Genomic DNA, 17,898 nt, shown 5'->3' with positions numbered 1-17,898 from the left:
GAATGTGAGAATGCCGCCTGCCCGGAATGGCAGGCGGCATTCTCGTGCCGGATATCCGTCCTCCGGTCCTACCGTCCTACTGTCCTGCCGTCTTATCGATGAACGCCGCGACGTTCTTCTTGAACTCGGCCAGCGACGGCTCGTGCACGTACACCATGTGCCCCGACATGTACTCGGCAATCGTGATCTGGGCCCGCACCTGCTTGGGCACGCCGAGATGGTCCATCGTCCACTCGGCGGGGAAGTACGGCGTGGCCAGGTCGAACAGGCCGGCGTTGAGCAGCACGTGGAGCTTGGGATTCGCGGTCAACGTCTCGGCCAGGTCGGTGGCCACGTTCGTGTGGCCCGGCCACCCGCGCGCGAACCCGTGCTTCCAGTCCCACGGATTCACGTTGCCGCTCGTGGCGTACATCATGTCCTTGCCGAAGTTCAGATCGTCGTGCATGTACTGGTTGAACAGCGACGTGTACGCGGAGCTGATGTCGGCCGACTGCGGATCGTAGCCGGCGTTCTCGGCCAGCGGGTCGCCCGTCTCGCCGGTGAACCGCGCGTCCAGCCGCCCCAGCACCAGCCCGTGCTCGCGGAGCAGCTCCTTCTCGAACTGGCTCGCCGTCACGCGCAGGTCGGCCTTGTCGATGTAATCGCGGCTGAGGCCCGTGTACTCGTGCAACTTGTCCAGGATCGTGGCGCGATCGGCCGCCGGGAGCTTGTCGCCCTGCAGCAGCGCCTCGGCATAATCGTGCGTGGCGAACTGCTCGACCTGCGTGAGGAATGGCCGCAGCTGCGCCGGCTTGTTGGGCAGCGCGTTGTGGTACCAGGCCACGGCGGCGTACGACGGCAGGTACATGATGAACGGCTCGTCGTTGCCCGGATCGAACGTGATGGTCTGGAAATCCAGCACCGACGACAGCAGGATCACGCCGTTGAGATCGATGTTGTACCGCGACTGCAACACCGCCGAGAGCGCGGCCGACCGCGTGGTGCCGTAGCTCTCGCCCATCAGGTAGCGCGGTGAGTTCCAGCGGCCCGACTCGCTCAGGTAGCGGCTCACGAACTGGGCCAACGAACTCGCGTCCTGGTCCACGCCCCAGAAGTCGGAGCCCTTGCCCTTGCCGATCGGCTTGCTGTACCCCGTGCCGATGGGATCGATGAACACCAGATCGGCCTTGTCGAGCATGCTGTACTGGTTGTCCACCAGCTTGTACGGCGGCGGCGGGGCGTGCGCGGTGTCGGGAATGTCCACGCGCTTGGGTCCGAGCAGTCCCATGTGCACCCAGATTGACGACGAGCCCGGCCCGCCGTTGTACGCGAACATCAGCGGCCGGTGCGACTCGTCGGTCACGCCGCGCTTGCTATAGGCGATGTAATAGAGCTCGCCCGTGGGCTCGTTCTTGGCGTCACGGAGGATGATGGAGCCCACGGTGGCGTCATAGTCGATGCGCTGACCGCCGATCGTGATCGAATGCTCGGTGGTCACGTGCACTTCCTTGGGCGCGGGCGCGTGCATCGCGGCCATCGCCCCCGTGTCCGGCATCGTCATCATGCCGCCTCGTTGGGCAGAGGCCGCCGCGGGTATCGCGACCGCGGCGAGAAGTAGCGCTGCTCGTTTCATGGTCATCCGGTAGGGAGGTGAAGTGGTAGTGAGGCCGGGGTGAACCTACCGCCGGGCGGCGGAGGCGTCCACCGCCGCGCTATTGCATTTTCGCCATCATCGAATCGCGCCGCGCCTTGAACTCCGTGCCCGGCTTCCATTGGGGGATGCCCGGCGCGTTGGCCACCACATCGCCCACGCGGAAGAACACCCGCAGGTCCTCGACGGCGCCCGACAGATCCCAGTCCGGCTTCACCTCGTCGCTCACCTTGTGGTAGTCGTTGGCCGTGTACTCATCCCGCTTCTTCATGCCCCACCCGGCCGGCTTGCCGATGTAGTCGATCCCCGCATCCGGGTCGAGCGCCGGCACTCCCTGCTCCGCGAACGAGAAATGGTCCGAGCGGTAGTAGAAGCCCTTCTCGGTCTCGGGATCGGGACGCACCACGCGACCGTCGGCGGCGAGCACGTTCGTCAGCACATCGTCCAGCGTCGAATTGCCCAAGCCGATCACCGTGAGATCCTTGGTGCGGCCCCACTGGTTCAGACCGTCCATGTTGATGTCGGCCACGGTCTTGTTGAGCGGATACAGCGGGTGCGTGGCGTAGTATCTGGAGCCCAGGAGGTTCTTCTCCTCGCCGGTCACCGACAGGAAGAGAATCGACCGCTCGGGCGGCGTGGCGAGCGCGGCGTACGCCTTGGCGATCTCCAACAGCCCGCCCGATCCGCTCGCGTTGTCCAACGCGCCATTGTAGATCTGGTCGCCCTTGAGCGTGGTGTCGCGCCCCAGATGGTCCCAGTGCGCCGTGTACACCACGTATTCGTCCTTCTTCGTCGTCCCCTCGATCTTGGCCACGACGTTCTTGGACTCGATCGTCCGCACCTTGACCTTCACGTCCCAACTGGCCTTGGCGTTGAGCGCCACCGGCTTGAAGTCCTTGTGGCGCGCCGCCTCCTGCAACGAATCGAAATTCAATCCGGCGTCGCGGAACAGCTCCCGCGTCTTGTCGAGCGTGATCCACCCCTCCACCGGTACGCGGCTCTCGGCGTCCGGCGACGGGATGTCGAACTGCTCGGCGGAGAAGCTCCCCTGGACGACGCCCCACGGGTAGCCGGCCGGCCCCGTCTCGTGAATGACGATCGCGGCCGCAGCGCCCTTGGCCGAGGCGATCTCGTACTTGTACGTCCACCGCCCGTAGTACGTCATCGCCTTGCCCTTGAACATCGTCGTGTCGAGCTGCGCGGTGTCGTTGGGCAGCGTCACCTGCGGGTCGTTCACGAGCATCAGAATGGTCTTGCCCTTCACGTCCACACCCTTGTAGTCGTCCCATCCGTACTCGGGCGCCACCACGCCGTAGCCCACGAACACGATGCCCGAGTTGTCGATCTTCACGTCGGGACGATCGTGCCGCGATCCGGCCACGTAGTCGTCCAGATTCTTCATCGGCACGGTCTTGCCGCCGGCCACGATCTTCACCGACGGCGTGGACGTGTACCCGATGAGATCCACCTTCTGGATGTAGCTGCCGTCGGGATTGCCAGGCTTGAGACCGAGCGCGCGGAACTGCGCTTCCATGTACGCGGTGGCCTTGGCCTCGCCGGGCGTGCCCGGAGCCCGGCCTTCCATGGAATCGGCCGACAGGTCCTTGATGTGCTGCAGCAGCGCGGTGGCCGAGATGGCCTGCGCGGCCTTGAGCACGGCCGGGTCGGTGCCCGCCGTGGATGAGCCGGAGGGGCGGCAGGCGGCCGCGCCGAGCGCGGCCAGCGCGAGGAGCGATGCGGAGAGCGTACGCACGTGGCGAGTGGGGAAGGAGGGAGGAGGGATCGGACGGAGGGTGAGACCCCACCGCCAGAATCTCCGCGCGGCCGGACCACGCGCAAGGGGACCCGCCCCTCACCCCCAGGCCAGTTCCTGCCGCGTCACGTGGATCCCGCGCCGCTCCAGCGCCGGAAACACCAGGTCGTAGGGCACGTCGAGCGGGGTCAACACCCCGCGTCCATCGAGCGCGCCCTCCAGGATCAGGCGCGCGCCCCGGGCCAGCGTGAACCCCACGGTGCGCTGCATGGACGTGAGCCCGGTGGAGAAATCGCGCACGTCCACCAGATCGTAGATCACCCGCGCGCCGCGGCCGGCCCGCCGGCCACGCACGTCCACGCGGATGAACGTCATGTCCTGTTCGTCGTCGGCGAACTGGAACTGCGGCTGCGACGCGAGCAGCGCCGCCGTGAACTCCATCGGCACCACGCGCGCGCCGCCCACCGCCACCGGCGTCCGGTCCAGAAACCCGCTCTTCACCATCACGTCCCAGAACGCGCAGTGGCCGGCCAGCCGGCCCGTGTAGCGCGCCATCTCGCGCACGGTGCCACGCAGGCCGAACAGTTCGGCGTAGTGCACGGCGTCGCCGTTGGGATAGCACTCGAGCGGCGCCCCCACGGCCGCCACGTCGAGCCGGTGATGACGGCCGGGTTCGAACAGCGCCGCGGGATCGATGTCTACCGCGCGGCCGCCGGTGATGATCCGCGCCGGCCGATGGTACGAGCGCATCACGCCGATGGCCGACCAGGAGAATTTGTAGCGCAGCGGATTGTCGCGCGCGTTCGGTCCGGGAATGCCGGCGCCGTAGGCGTGGAATTCGTGCACTTCATCCAGTTCGCGCAGCGCGCGCGCGCCGAGGATCAGATCCAACCCGGGATCGAGTCCGAATTCGGTGAGGATGATCCGATCGCCGGCCGCGGCCGCGCGGTGGACCTCGGCGATGGCGCGTTCGGTGGCGTCGATCCGGGCCGGATCGGCCTCCTGCGGATCGCGATAGTACATGCTGCTCACCAGGCTCACGCCGCACGCGGCCGCCAACCGCCCCATGGGCAGTGCCAACGGACCCGGCAGCGCTTCGACCACGACGTCCGCGTCGCGCATGAGCGCCGACACCCCCGCCTCGTCGGTCGCGTCGAGCCGGTGGCCGGTGACGCGCGAGGCCGGGTAGCGCGCCAGGTACTCGGCGAGCGCGGGGTCGGCGTCGGCCACCACCACCCGCGTGGTCTCGTCGCCGTGGATCAGATCGTAGAGCACGGCCCGGCCCTGCGCGCCCAGACCGAGCAGCAGCACGCGGGGCGTCATGCGCGGAGGCAGCGGGAGTGCCGGGGCAGGAGTGCGATCATGGTAGCGTCGAATGTAACGTGGCGCGGTTCAGTCGGGCCGCGCGGGGCCGCCGGTCCTGGACGCCACCCATTTGAACCACGCGCGCGCCATGGATCCTCCAGGAGATCGGGGGCGAGTTCGAGTATACTTTACAATGCAGAGTACTTTTCATTACGCAACCCCTTCCGGCCCGCGCAGTTGCCCAACCCCTGCTCCCCGTTCATGTTCAGGCCGTCAGCCGCCTCCCAATACGGCCCAGCCTCCAGTCGAAGTCATTGAGGATCAACATGCGATATCGAGTCACGCTTCTCGCGACGCTGGTCGCGCTCTCCCCCGCCGCTCCCCGGAGCCTCGCCGCCCAACAGCCGCGCATCATCACCACCGCCGACTACGCCCGCGCCGAGAAGTTCATGGGCTACTACACCAGCTCGCTCGTGTTCGGCGGCACGGTGAATCCCACCTGGCTCTCCGGCGACCGCTTCTGGTACCGCACCACGACGCCGAACGGAGAGCAGTTCATCCTCGTCGACCCGGCCCACGCCACGCGCGAGCCGGCGTTCAACCAGGCAAAGGTCGCGGCCGCGCTCTCCGCGGCCTCCGGCACCTCGTACGACGCCAACCACCTGCCCTTCTTCAGCATCGACCTCTCCGAAGACGGCCGCACGGTGTCGTTCGACGCCGGCGCCCGGCACTACAGCTGCGACGTGGGCGGCAACCACTGCGCCGACGTGGGCGCGGCCACGGGCCGCGGCGGACGCGGCGCGCTCGGGCGCGGCGGTCGAGGCCGCGGCGGCGCGCCCGGCCAGCCGCCCGAGTCCCTGTCCCCCGACGGCACCAAGGCGGTGTTCATCCGCGACTGGAACCTCTACGTGCGCGACATCGCCACCGGACAGGTCACCCAGCTCACGCACGACGGCGTGGAGAACTTCGGCTACGCCACCGACAACGCCGGCTGGACCAGCAGCGACCGCCCCATCGTCCTCTGGTCGCCCGACTCCAAGCAGGTCGCCACCTACCAGCAGGATCAGCGCAACGATGGCGACATGTATCTGGTGGAGACCCGCGTGGGCCATCCCATCCTCCACGCGTGGAAGTACCCGCTGCCCGGAGACAGCATCATCACGATGATCCAGCGCGTGATCATCAACGTGGACGACGGCAAGGTGACCCGCCTCCAGATGCCCCCCGATCAGCACCGCACCTCGATCTGCGACGACATCTCCTGCGGCGGCACGCTCACCGACGCCGAATGGAGCCCCGACTCCAAGACGCTGGCGTTCCTCTCCACGTCGCGCGACCATCGCGACGAGAATCTGCGCGTGGCCGACGCCGCCACCGGCGCCGTGCGCGATATCATGGAGGAGAAGGTCCCCGACTTCTTCGAGTCGGGCTTCGACATGGTGAACTGGCACTATCTGCCCACGTCCAACGAGGTCATCTGGTACTCCCAGCGCAGCAACTGGGGGCACCTCTACCTCTATGACCTCGCCACCGGCAAGCTCAAGAACCAGATCACGAGCGGCGACTGGAAGGTGCTCCAGGTGCTGCGCGTGGATCAGCCCAACCGCCGCATCTTCTTCACGGCCGCGGGGCGCGAGAAGGGCGACCCGTACTTCGTGCACTTCTACAGCGTGAAGTTCGACGGCTCCGATTTCCGGTCGCTCACGCCCGACAGCGCCAATCACACGGTGCAGCTGGCGCCCGATGGGCGGTACTTCGTGGACACCTATTCCACGCCGCAGACGCCGGCGGTGTCGGTGCTGCGCGATGAGAACGGCACGCTCGTGGCCCATCTCGAGAAGGAGGACATCTCGCGCCTGCTCGCCACCGGCTGGAAGCCGCCGCGGACGATCATCGTCAAGGCGCGCGACGGCAAGACCGATCTGTACGGCCTGATGTTCACGCCCACGCACCTCGATCCGGCCAGGAAGTACCCGATCGTCAACCATATCTACCCGGGCCCGCAGACGGGCAGCGTGGGCACGCGCAGCTTCACGCCGGCGCGCGGCGACGATCAGGCCCTGGCCGAGTTGGGCTTCGTGGTGGTCGAGATCGACGCCATGGGCACGCCCATGCGCTCGCACTCCTTCCAGGCCGAGTACTACGGCAAGATGGGCGTCGATGGCGGCATGCCCGATCAGGTGACGGGCATGAAGCAACTCGCCCAGCGCTACAAGTACATCGACATCTCCCGGGCCGGCATCTACGGCCATTCGGGCGGCGGGCTGGCCACGGCCGACGCGATGTTCCGCTATCCCGACTTCTTCAAGGTCGGCGTTTCCGAGTCGGGCAATCACGACCAGGCGGAGTACGAGGACGACTGGGGCGAGAAGTGGCAGGGGCTGGACGTGAAGCTCCCCGACGGCACCTGGAGCTACGACGCGCAGTCCAACGAGTCGGTGGCCAAGAACCTCAAGGGCCACCTGCTCCTGGCGCACGGCACGATGGACAACAACGTGCCCCCGTACAACACGCTGCTCGTGGTGGATTCGCTGATCAAGTACAACAAGGACTTCGACCTGATCATGATCCCCAACAAGCCGCACGGCTACGGCGACGCCACCAACTACATGACGCGCCGCCGGTGGGACTACTTCGTCCGGTATCTCATGGGCGCCACGCCGCCGCACGAATATCTGATGAAGCCGCCGGCCAACGCGTTCGGACGGGGAAGATAGCGCCGCAGTACACGGCAGACAGCAGACGGACAGCGGGGAGTGGGCGGATCACCGCCCACTCCCCGCTGTGCATTTTCCACTGTACGCGGCCCGCGGATCACGGGCCACGGCCTACCGCGCCCTGATCACGGAATGATCTTCGTTCCCGTGAGCTTGTTGTACGCGGCCAGGTCGTTGGTCATCAGCGCGTCGTACGCCACCTTGGCCGCGTCGAGATCCTTCTCGATCGTCTGCAGCACCTCGATCGACGTGTTGGTGGGCTTGTAGTCCGCCCCACCGGCCACGTCGCCGCCGCCCAGACCCACCTCGGCGGACAGCCACACCAGGTTGAGATACACCTTGTCCGCCTGGACGAAGTACTTGTCGTCGCTGTTCAGATCTTCGTGCGACAGCAGCCGGAGTTCGACGCCGAGCATCTTCTGGTCCATCGCCGCCAGCGCCTCGCGGCGCGGTGCGTCGCCGGCCGCCGCCGCCTGCTGATCCTCGAGCGTCTTCCGCATCACCTCGAGCCGGTTGATCATCTTCACCGTCTCGTTCATGTCGCCCCGGATCCGGAGTTGCGCCTTGAGCGACGCCTCGAGGTCGGCCTGCGAACTGGCGATCTTCGGATCGGCCAGCAGCTCGAACGGCCGGGTGTACCGCTTGCCGTCCACCACGAGCGTTGCCGAGTAGCTGCCGGGCACGGCCATCGGGCCATTGCGCACCGGACCCTCGATGCCCCAGTGCAGCACCGGCCGCGTGTCCTTGCCCTTGAACCGCAGTTCGTCGAAGATGTGCGGGTTATCCGGGGCCACGGTGCGCAACTCCACCTGGTCGGGCCCGTCGTACTGCAGATCCCACGACGCGACGTTCTCGCCGCGGCGTCCCTGGATCTTCATCGTGCGCACCACCTCGCCGCTCGCGTCGGCAATCTGCAGGGTGAGCGAATCGGTGGGCGCCTGGCGCAGGAGATAGCGGAACTCCGCCTGGCCGCTGCGCGGCATGCGGAACGCCGGCCGCGGCACGTAGAAGTACGCGTCGGCGTTGGCCGGCACCTGGTCGGCCTGCTCCAGGGTGGTGATGTCGTGCATGATGAACACGCCGCGGCCGTACGTGGACACCACCACGTCGTGCCACAGCTTGGGCACCACGATCCAGGTCACCGGCGACGCGGGCAGCCCGGTGTCGAAGTGCGTCCAGTGGGCGCCATCGTCCATCGAGTAGTAGAACGCGTGCCCCGTGCCCGCGAACAGCATGCCCTTGCGATTCGGATTCTCGGCCACCGACATCGCGTAGTCCAGCGGGTGGTTCTGCGGCAACCCGTCGCTGATCCTGGTCCACGACTTGCCGTAGTCGCTGGTCTTGTAGATGTACGGCTTGCGGTCGTCCATCATGTGATAGTCCACCGTCATGTACGCCGTGCCGGCGTCGAACGTGGACGGGTAGATCTCGCGCACCGTGCCCCAGGGCGCCATCCCGACGTTCTTGCTCACGTCGTTCCAGCTCTTGCCGCCGTCGCGCGTATTCCAGACCTTGCCGTCGTTGGTGCCGGCCCAGATCAGGCCGCGCTCGATCGACGACGGCGCGATGGCGAACACCACCTCGCCCGCGAACTGGCCGAGGTTGTCACCCACCAGTCCGCCCGACGACATGATGCGGCTCGGATCCTTGGTCGACAGGTCGGGGCTGATCACGCTCCAGCTCTGGCCGCCGTTGCTGGTCTTGAAGATCACCTGGCAGCCGTAGTACACGGTGTTGTGATCGAACGGATCGATGGCCAGCGGCGGGGTCCAATGGCACCGGTACTTGGCGTCGTTGGGCGCCCAATCCAGCGTATGGATCCACGGGCTCACGGCGCGCGCCAGGCCGGTGCGCGCGTCGTAGCGCGACACCTCGTTGGCGTAGCAGGTGGCCCACACGATGTTCGGGTCGGTGGGATCGGGAATCGTGAACCCGGACTCGCACCCGCCCAGGCCGTGGTCCCACGTCGTCGTGCGCGTGCCCCCGAACCCGCCGCGGCCGTACGCGCCGAAGCCGCTGAAACCGCCGCGCCCACCACGTCCGGCGGCGACCTGCCCGGCGCTGTCGAAGCTGATGATGCGCGTGGCGCCGGGGAAGTCGTTGCCTTCCATGCCGTCGCTCGGGCCGCGCATCGTGCCGTCATCCTGCCGGTTGCCGTACACCCAGTAGGGCACCTGATTGTCCACGGCCACGTGGTACATCTGGGCGTTGGGCAGCGTGATCCGCGTCATCGTGCGGCCGCGCGTGGTCGTCACGCTCGCCCCGCCGTCATACGTGAGGCCGAAATGGTCGGGATCGAGCGGATCCATCCAGATGTCGTGGTTGTCGCCGCCCCACGGCTCGGTCTGGAAGGTCTTGCCGCCGTCGGTGGACTTCCAGAATGAACTGTTGGAGATGTACACCTCGTCGGCGTTGCCGCTCGAGACCACGAGATGGATGTAGTAGCCGGCCCGTCCGATGAGCAGGCGGTTCCAGCTCACGACGTGCCACGCGTGCCCGCCGTCGTCGGAGCGCCAGAGCGATCCCTGGTTAGGCGTCTGGATGAGCGCGTACACGCGGTTGGATCCCGACGGCGCCACGGCCACGTCGATCTTGCCGAGCGGCGAATGCGGGAGCCCGGCGTCTTCCACGTGCGTCCAGGTGGCGCCGCTGTCGCGCGACACGTAGATGCCGCTGCTCGCGCCGCCGCCCAGCTCGGCGTACGTGTGCATCACCACCTGCCACATCCCGGCGAACAGCACGGCCGGATTGTGCAGGTCGAGGGTGAGCCCCGAGCAGCCGGTGTTCTCGTCCACGAACAGCACGCGCGTCCAATGTTCCCCGCCGTCCATGGTGCGGAACACGCCGCGCTCCTGCTGCGGGCCGGTGGCGCGGCCCAACGCGCACGCGTAGACGATGTCGGGGTTGCTCGGGTTCACGAGGATGCGGCCGATGCGTCCCGTGTGCTCGAGCCCCATGTTCTTCCACGTCTTGCCGGCGTCGGTGGACTTGTAGATGCCGTCGCCCATGACGTCGGCGTCGCGGATGGCCCACGCTTCGCCGGTGCCCGCCCACACGATGTCGTGATCGGACGGCGCCACGGCCAGCGCGCCGATGGCCTGCACGGGTTCCTTGTCGAAGATCGGGCCGAAGCTGTGCCCGCCGTCCACCGACTTCCACACGCCGCCGGATGCCGAGCCGAGGTACCAGATGGCCGTGTCGCCGGGCACGCCGCTGATCGACGCGATGCGTCCGCCGGCCGCGGGACCGACGAGTTGGAAGTGCAACGGTTGGGGAGCGGGCGGCGGGCCGCCGCGTCCGCGCCGCTGCGCGAGCGACGGCGAGGCAGCGAGCGGCACGAGGAGCAGGCCGGCGAGCAGTGCGCGGTATCGAAGGGAGATCATGAGTGGGGTCCCGGGTCAGTGCTGGATGGGATTGGCCGTAAGAACTTCCGCATTGCGGTTGGGAGGTTCAACCCCCAACAGGTTGTGCACAAAGAAATCATCACGCTTCATGGCGCCGTAGGCGCCGCCCGACGTGTGGTCCGAGTTGGGAATCTCGAGCAGGTCGAACGTCTTGTTCGCCTTGATCAGCGCGTTCACCACCTGCACCGTGGACGACGGATCGACGTTGGTGTCCAACTCGCCGAACACCAGCATCAGCTTGCCCTTGAGCCGCCAGGCGTTCTCCATGTTGGAGCTGGCGATGTACTGCGGCCCCAGCGGCCACCCCATCCACAGCTCGTTCCACCAGATCTTGTCCATCCGATTGTCGTGACAGCCCGACGCGGAGTAGGCCACCTGGTAGAACTCGGGGTGGAAGAGCAGCGCGGCCATCGCGTTCTGGCCGCCGGCCGAGGTGCCGTAGATGCCCACGCGGGAGATATCGTACCACGGGTACCGGGCGGCCACCGCCTTGTGCCAGAGAATGCGGTCGGGGAATCCGGCGTCGGCCAGGTTGTGCCAGGCCGTGTTGTGGAACGCCCGGGAGCGGTTGTTGGTGCCCATGCCGTCGATCTGCACCACGATGAATCCCAGTTCGGCGACGTTGCGCATGCCGTTCAGCACCTGGAAGCTCTTGGGCACGAACGAGCCCTGCGGGCCGGCGTAGATGTTCTCGATCACCGGATATTTCCTGCGCGGATCGAAGTTGGTGGGCCGGAAGATGACGCCGTAGATGTCGGTCTTGCCGTCGCGTCCCTTGGCCACGAACACCTCGGGCGGCTTCCACCCCGCCTTGACGAGCGGCGCGAGGTCGCCGTGCTCGAGTTCCATCACCACCGACTGGTCGCTGGTCTGGCGCAGCTGCCCGACGGGCGCCAGGTCCACCCGCGAGTACAGATCCACGTAGTACTTGTGGTCGGGCGACCACGAGACGATGTGGTTGGCCCTGGCCGGCGTGTACGACACCAGCCCCGTGCCGTCGAAGTTGATGCGATACGAGTGCAGGAAGTACGGATCCTCGGCCGGGTCCATGCCCCCGGCGCTGAAGTAGATCTGCCGCGCCTGCTCGTCCACGCGGTCCACGGCGCGCACCACCCACGGTCCCCTGGTGATCTGGTTGATCACCTGGCCCGTGGCATCGTCGTACAGATAGAGGTGGCACCATCCGTCGCGCTCCGACATCCAGATCATCTGCTTGCCGTCGCCGATGTCGTAGCGGAACTGCCGGCCGGAATCGGTGAGGCTGCCGTTGGCGCGCGGGTAGTCGATGAACGTGTCGGAGTGCTCGTCCACGATCGCCCGCGCCGCGCCCGTGGTGCCGTCCACCTCGATCACGCGATATACCTGGTGCCCACGCTGGTTGTACTCGAAGGTGAACGCCCGGCTGTCCTTCCACCAGATCGGCACCGTCACGTTGTACGCATTGGGAAAGAGCGCGTCGCTCACCTCGACCTGCCGCTGGGTATCGAGGTTGAAGAGCACCGGACGGCGCACGTCCAGCCGGTCGCCCGGCTTCTGGTAGAAGCGCACCGAGTCCTTGGGCTGGAGCTGGTCGGGCGGCGTGGACACCACGTAGTGCACTTCACGGTGGTAGCCCGGTTCCACGCGGTAGGCCACGATCTTGCGCGAGTCGGGCGACCATTCGATGGACGCGAACGAGTAGTAGTTCCCTTCGGAGCCGTCGTAGCTCAACTCCGTGCCGGACCTGGCGCCGGCGGCGCGCACGTAGACGTTGTAGTTCCAGATGTACGCGTCGCGCGTCCCGTCGGGGGATCGTTTGGCGTCGGGCGACTCGCGCAGCGAGGGCGCCTGCTGCGCCTCGGCCAGTTCCTCCGCCGACCACTCGTCGTTCCACGGGCCCTCGTCGGGCGCGGCGTCGGTGTCGGCATCGGCGTCAAGCGCCCACGGCGACGGCGGGCTGCCCACGCCGCGGTTGCCGAATCCGCCGCGGCCGCCGCGTCCGTTGAGGGCCGGTCCTGTGTTGCGGCACTGGTAGTCGGCCAGCGCGCACCGCCAGAGCGAGCCATGGTCCACGAACTCGATGTCGCGTTCGCCGGGCGTGAACGTGAAGCGCGCGAACGGCAGCGTGACGGCGGTGAAGGTGGTGTCCATGGCGGCGGAGAGCGCCGCGGCGAGTTTGGCGTGATCGAACGCGGGCCGCTTCTCCCGGGTGGTGGCGTCCACGAGGACGAATGCGTAGCCGCCGGCCACCGTCTTTCTATAGAAGAATCGGTCGGTGCCTTCGATCCACTCGGGCGGATCCATGACGTCGAGCGCGAGCCCGCGGTATCGGGCATCGAGCGCGGCGGCGCGGGCGTAGTCGGCGGCGGTGCCCTGGGCGCGAACGGGCGGCGCCATGGCGAGGAGGGCGAGCGCGACCAACGCGACGTACGCAGCCGGGAGAGCGCGCGGGGCGATGCGGCGAGCGTGGCGGTGAGGCATGGAGCCGTCCGAATCGGTGGGCGGGTGGCGCGGCGGGCGGCGGGCCGTCGGGGGACCGAGTCCGAGGCGCCGCGCGGGCAAGGATATTGTATACGGTCGGCCAATATATGACACGCGGTACACCACCCGCGCTAGAGCCCCGCCCCACCCGGCGCGGACCCGCCGCACGGACGGTGCACCGGCCCGCCAGCTACCCCAGCCGGATCGCCAGCTTCGTCACCGACGCCGGCGGGAATCGGTACACGCCGTTCAGCTCCCGCGCCGTCAGGTCCGCCGTCACCGGCACCACCACGTCCGGATGCGCGAAGCTGTTCACGTCGTGCACGCTGCGCGCCGCGAGCGTCGTGGCCCGCATCGCCTGCACCGTGCCGCCCCGCACCACGAGCTCGGCGTCGCGCGGCTCGGTAAGCGACGCGTTGGTCACCGTGAGCGTGAGGTCGCGCCCGACCAGCGACGCCGAGCCGTTGAGCCCCCAGAAGCTCTGCCGCGTGCCGTCCTTGGCCGCCCACCCCACCCGCGGCGCCGACACCTCCGTGCGCACCGACTGCGCCCCCTGATGCGCGGCGTACATCGCGAACACGTGATAGCTGGGCGTGGCCACGAACTGATCGCCATGCGAGAAGAACAGCGAATGGATGCAGTTGATGAGCTGCGCCACGTTCGCCATCGCCACCTTGTCGGCATTCCGGTGGAAGATGTCGAGCGTGAGGCCCGTGACCAGCGCGTCGCGGATGGTGGACTGCGATTCGAACAGATGGCTCGGATCCACGATCGGCGCGCTCTTGTGCCACGCCCCCCACTCGTCCACCACCAGCTTCACGCGATGGGTCCGATCCGCTTCGCGCATCGTCTCCCAGACGGCGGCGATGACCGTCTCCATCCGGTCGGCGCTCACCAACAGGTCGTACCAGCCGCGCTCGTCGAACGCCACCGCGTCGGCGCCCGCGTCGGGCGCGCTGCAGTAGTGGTGCATGGACAGCCCCCACACGCGGTCCAGGCTGTTCCGGTCGCGCAGCGCGCCCATCAGCCGCCGCGTCCATTCCACGTCGGCCCCGCTCGGGCCCGACGCGATGAACCGCAGATCGACGCCGAACTCCGGCACCCCCCAGCCCGCGAACCGCCGGTATTCCTCGGCGTATTCCTCCGGGGTGAAGTCGCCGCCGCATCCCCAGGCCTCATTGCCCACGCCCCAATACTTGATATCGTATGGCGCCGAGTCGCCCGCCGCCGCCCGCGCCTTGGACCAGGTGGTGGCGCCGGCCGGCGCGTTGCAGTACTCCAGCCACCCATCGAACACGCGCGCCGGCAGCGTGCGCACGTTCGCCGCCATGTACGGTTGGGCGCCGATCAGCCGGCAAAAGTGCGCGAATTCGCTGGTGCCGAACGCATTCGGGTCGTACTTGGCCGGGCCGCCAGCCACGTCCTTCAGCCCCGGATCGCCCGCCCAGAAGTTGGTGCGCGTGGGGCGCTGATCGCTCGGCCCCACGCCGTCGCGCCAGTCGTACGAATCGGCAAAGCAGCCGCCCGGCCACCGCACCACGCTCGGCCTGATCACGCGCATCGCGTCCACCAGCGCTTTGCGGATGCCGCCGATGTTGGGGACCTTCGAGTCCGTCCCCACCCACACGCCGTCGTAGATCACGCCGCCCAGATGTTCCGTGAAGTGGCCGTACACCTCCGGGGCGATCGTGCCGATCGGCTCGTCCAGCAGAATTTCGATATGCGAGTCGGCCAGCGCGGCGCGCGCCCGACCGCCGAACCCTGAGGCGGCGCGCGCGATGCGCGGCAGGAACAGCGCCGCTCCACCGGCCAGCGCCGAGCGCATGAATTCTCTTCGGGGAATGTCGGCCATGCCGGAGCTCCATGGGGCGTCGAGGCGCAGCAATCGTGGGCGCGGCGGCGCCGAAGATCAAGAGGCGCCCGGCCGTCATCGCCTGGACAGCTTGCCGCGATAGCGTTCGGACATACGCTGCCGGCACCCCGGCCGGCACGCGGTCACCATGCACGAGATGGAGCACATCGCATGAAGCACCCATTCCTCGCCATCGCGCTCGCGGTCGGCGCGTTCGCCACCGCCGGCGCGCAGCAGGCTCCCACGTACAAGCGCCACATGCCCCCGGCGCTCGTCCGCGCCGCCAAGATCACCGAGGCCCAGGCCGTGGCCACGGCGCAGTCGATCCTCCCGGCAGGCAAGATCGAGGCGCTCGAACTCGAGCGCGAGGGCGGCAAGCTCATCTACTCGTTCGACATGACGGTGGCCGGCAAGAGCGGCACCGCCGAGGTCAATGTCGATGCGGCCACCGGAAAGCAGGTGGGCAAGGTGCAGTACGAGTCGGCCGCCGATGAGCGCAAGGAAGCGGCGCAGGAGAAGGCCGCCCCGAAGAAGAAGGGCGGCGGCTTCTAGCCACGCGTGTACGCGGGGCGGCTCACCGCACCATGGTCGGCGGCAGCCGCACCGCCACCACCTCGCCTCTGGCCGTCACCACGCCACGGGCGCTGACGGTGGCGTCGACGATCACCTTTCGCTCGCCGATCTCGCGCGCCCGCGCGCGGATCTCCAGCTCGGCATCGATCGGCGTGGGCTTGAGATAGTCCACCTTCAGCGCCCCGGTCACGAATCGCGGCGCGGGTTCCTGTCCGATCGCCCGCCCGGCCGCGCGTTCGCTGGCCGCGGCCGCCGTGCCCATGGCGTGGCAGTCGATGAGCGACGCGATCAGTCCGCCGTACGCGAATCCCGGCACACCGATCTGATCGGCCCGCGGCGTGTAGTGCGCCACCATGTCGGGAGCGGCCCCGTCCCACCGCGACTTGAGCTGCATGCCGTGTGGGTGGAGGCGGCCGCAGCCGTAGCAGTGCGCGAAGTCGTCGGGGTAGTAGTCCTGGATGGCAGCGTCCATGGCGAATACTAAGACGGTAGGACGGTAGGACAGTAGGGGGGCAGGACGGATGACTGCGGACGCCGTTTACCTACTACCGTCCTACCCCCCTACCCTCCTACCAGCAGTTATTTGCCGAAGCTGTCCCTGATCCCCGTGATGATGAACTGCGTGGCCACTGCCGCCAGCAGCAGGCCCATGATGCGCGTCATCACGCGAATGCCGGTCTGGCCCATGAGTTCGATCAGCCGCTCCCCCGCCCGGAGCGTCAAGTAGGACACGACCGCGGTGAGCACGATCGATCCATACACCACGAGCCCGTGCGCCCAGGAGCGTGCCTCGCCCGCCAGCACCATCGCGGTGGAGATCGCCCCGGGGCCGGCCAGCACCGGAATGGCCAGCGGCGTGACCGCCACGTCCTCCTTGGTCTGGCCCTCGGCCAACTCCTCGCTCCCCTCGTTGGTGCTGCGCTTGGCGCGCACCATGTCCAGCGCCACCAGCCACAGAATCAATCCGCCCGCGATCCGGAAGGCCGGCAGCGTGATCCCGAACGCCTCGAAGATGAACCGCCCGCCGGCCGCGAACACCACGAGCAGGAGCGCCATCGCCACGCACGCCCGGAACGCCGTGCGCCGGCGCTCCATGGCCGATTCGTTCTGCGTGATCACGAGATACGACGGCACCGCCGCGATCGGATCCACGATGAAGAGGATCGACGTGAACGTGATCAGCGCGAACTGCGCGAAGTCGCGCATCAGCGGCTCGCCGCGCGGCGAGCGTCAGGCGCGGCCGCGCGAGACAGTTCGGAAATACGTGAGAGCATGACGGCGACGGTTGGGGGCCGAGCGCTCCAGGCGCCCGGACACCTCCCAATCTCGCCCGCCCGGGAGCCGGAAAGAAGGCTCCGGCGATTCGGCTAGCCGGCTGCGGCCCCGCCGCCGTAGACGTACCCGACCACGGCGCCGTATACGAGGTGTCCCAACAGTCCGCCCGCGAGCAGCTCCAGGTCTCCGCCCGAGAACACGCCGCTGCCGGTGAGCGGTGCGAACACCAGCTGCGCCACGATGAACACGAGCACGCCGAACAGCAGACCGCGCATGAGCGGCCCGCCCGGCAGCCGCTTCTCGAGATAGCTCGCATAGATCAACGCAAACACGATCCCCACCACGAGGTCGATGATCCATCCCCCCGCCGCGCCCACGGGAATGTGCGACGAAACCGCCGACATCATGCTGCTCACGATCTCGCCGATCGCGATCTTGGGCAGCCCAATTGACGGCTCCACCATCAACAACGCGGTCATCGAAGCAGTGGCGATCGCCCCGGCGGCCGCAGCGCGTTTTGTGTCCATGTCACCTCCACAACAAGGGGGGGTTGAGCTTCACCTGAGGACGGGATCATATGGGGCGGCTTGAAATGCCACGCAAGAAACGCCCGGCGATCTTTGTAACAAGCGAATGGGGAGGAAAAGCCTTTGTAGGACAATCCCTTACGCTATCCGGGGATGCGCCGCGCGGCCCCAAGGTCCCGCCGGGGGTGGCTCGGCCGCGGAGTTTTGCTACCGGACGGCCAGCCGCTCGGGCGCCGACCCGGCCACGCGGGACCAGACCACGCGCGTCTGCTCGGCAAGCAGGATCTGGGGATAGGGATCGCGCCGATAGATGAACTCGAATGTGCCTGCCGCCGGGGCGGTGGAGCCCCCGACGTAGTTCACGCGGAACCGCATGCCTTCGGGCGAGAGCCACTCGCGGAC

The 17,898-nt window shown here is 67.8% G+C and carries 12 protein-coding genes; 2 read left to right on the top strand and 10 right to left on the bottom strand.

All coding sequences use genetic code 11. The annotated features are described in order from the left end of the window. Positions 1-76 precede the first annotated feature (76 nt). The 3 genes from VNE60_02200 to VNE60_02190 form a co-directional block, all read right to left on the bottom strand. Positions 77-1,543: a hypothetical protein gene (locus VNE60_02200; protein HVB30318.1), complete on the bottom strand. Its 1,467-nt coding sequence runs from the start codon at positions 1,541-1,543 to the stop codon at positions 77-79. 148 nt (positions 1,544-1,691) lie between these two features. Then, on the bottom strand, positions 1,692-3,383 hold the full coding sequence (locus tag VNE60_02195; GenBank protein ID HVB30317.1) for a M28 family metallopeptidase: 1,692 nt from the start codon (positions 3,381-3,383) through the stop codon (positions 1,692-1,694). Between the two features lie 99 nt (positions 3,384-3,482). Beyond that, entirely contained in the window at positions 3,483-4,706 is a 1,224-nt protein-coding gene (locus VNE60_02190) for a saccharopine dehydrogenase family protein (GenBank protein HVB30316.1), read from the bottom strand. A gap of 308 nt (positions 4,707-5,014) precedes the next feature. Here VNE60_02190 and VNE60_02185 point away from each other — a divergent pair, with 308 nt between their 5' ends. Further along, complete coding sequence (locus tag VNE60_02185) at positions 5,015-7,405, top strand: DPP IV N-terminal domain-containing protein (GenBank protein ID HVB30315.1); 2,391 nt, start codon at positions 5,015-5,017, stop codon at positions 7,403-7,405. Between the two features lie 125 nt (positions 7,406-7,530). Here VNE60_02185 and VNE60_02180 read toward each other — a convergent pair whose 3' ends face one another. The 3 genes from VNE60_02180 to VNE60_02170 all read right to left on the bottom strand — a co-directional run bounded on the left by VNE60_02180 (position 7,531) and on the right by VNE60_02170 (position 15,121). Next, the gene (locus VNE60_02180; protein ID HVB30314.1) at positions 7,531-10,788 is read right to left on the bottom strand and encodes a hypothetical protein; all 3,258 of its coding nucleotides are present in this window, start codon (positions 10,786-10,788) and stop codon (positions 7,531-7,533) included. Positions 10,789-10,803: 15 nt separating this feature from the next. After that, positions 10,804-13,269 (bottom strand): DPP IV N-terminal domain-containing protein, encoded by a 2,466-nt coding sequence (locus VNE60_02175; GenBank protein HVB30313.1) that lies wholly within the window; start codon positions 13,267-13,269, stop codon positions 10,804-10,806. A gap of 190 nt (positions 13,270-13,459) precedes the next feature. Next, a complete protein-coding gene (locus VNE60_02170) occupies positions 13,460-15,121 on the bottom strand; it encodes an alpha-L-arabinofuranosidase C-terminal domain-containing protein (protein ID HVB30312.1) in 1,662 nt (553 codons plus the stop codon). A 171-nt stretch (positions 15,122-15,292) separates the two neighbouring features. Here VNE60_02170 and VNE60_02165 point away from each other — a divergent pair, with 171 nt between their 5' ends. Beyond that, entirely contained in the window at positions 15,293-15,673 is a 381-nt protein-coding gene (locus VNE60_02165; protein ID HVB30311.1) for a PepSY domain-containing protein, read from the top strand. A 22-nt stretch (positions 15,674-15,695) separates the two neighbouring features. On the opposite strand, the gene VNE60_02160 is transcribed toward VNE60_02165, so the two are convergent. The 4 genes from VNE60_02160 to VNE60_02145 all read right to left on the bottom strand — a co-directional run. Beyond that, complete coding sequence (locus VNE60_02160; GenBank protein HVB30310.1) at positions 15,696-16,166, bottom strand: PaaI family thioesterase; 471 nt, start codon at positions 16,164-16,166, stop codon at positions 15,696-15,698. A 107-nt stretch (positions 16,167-16,273) separates the two neighbouring features. Beyond that, on the bottom strand, positions 16,274-16,900 hold the full coding sequence (locus tag VNE60_02155) for a MarC family protein (GenBank protein ID HVB30309.1): 627 nt from the start codon (positions 16,898-16,900) through the stop codon (positions 16,274-16,276). A 161-nt stretch (positions 16,901-17,061) separates the two neighbouring features. Further along, positions 17,062-17,496, bottom strand: a complete 435-nt coding sequence (locus tag VNE60_02150) for a DUF6789 family protein (GenBank protein ID HVB30308.1) — start codon at positions 17,494-17,496, stop codon at positions 17,062-17,064. Positions 17,497-17,703: 207 nt separating this feature from the next. Further along, positions 17,704-17,898, bottom strand: a 195-nt coding sequence (locus VNE60_02145) for a hypothetical protein (protein HVB30307.1), incomplete at its 5' end; no start/stop codon positions are given.

Source organism: Gemmatimonadaceae bacterium (assembly GCA_035533755.1).
In the GTDB taxonomy this organism is placed as follows: Bacteria; Gemmatimonadota; Gemmatimonadetes; order Gemmatimonadales; family Gemmatimonadaceae; genus JAGWRI01.
Note: the sequence above shows the minus strand (reverse complement) of the source record. Positions and strands in the feature narration are given on the sequence as shown.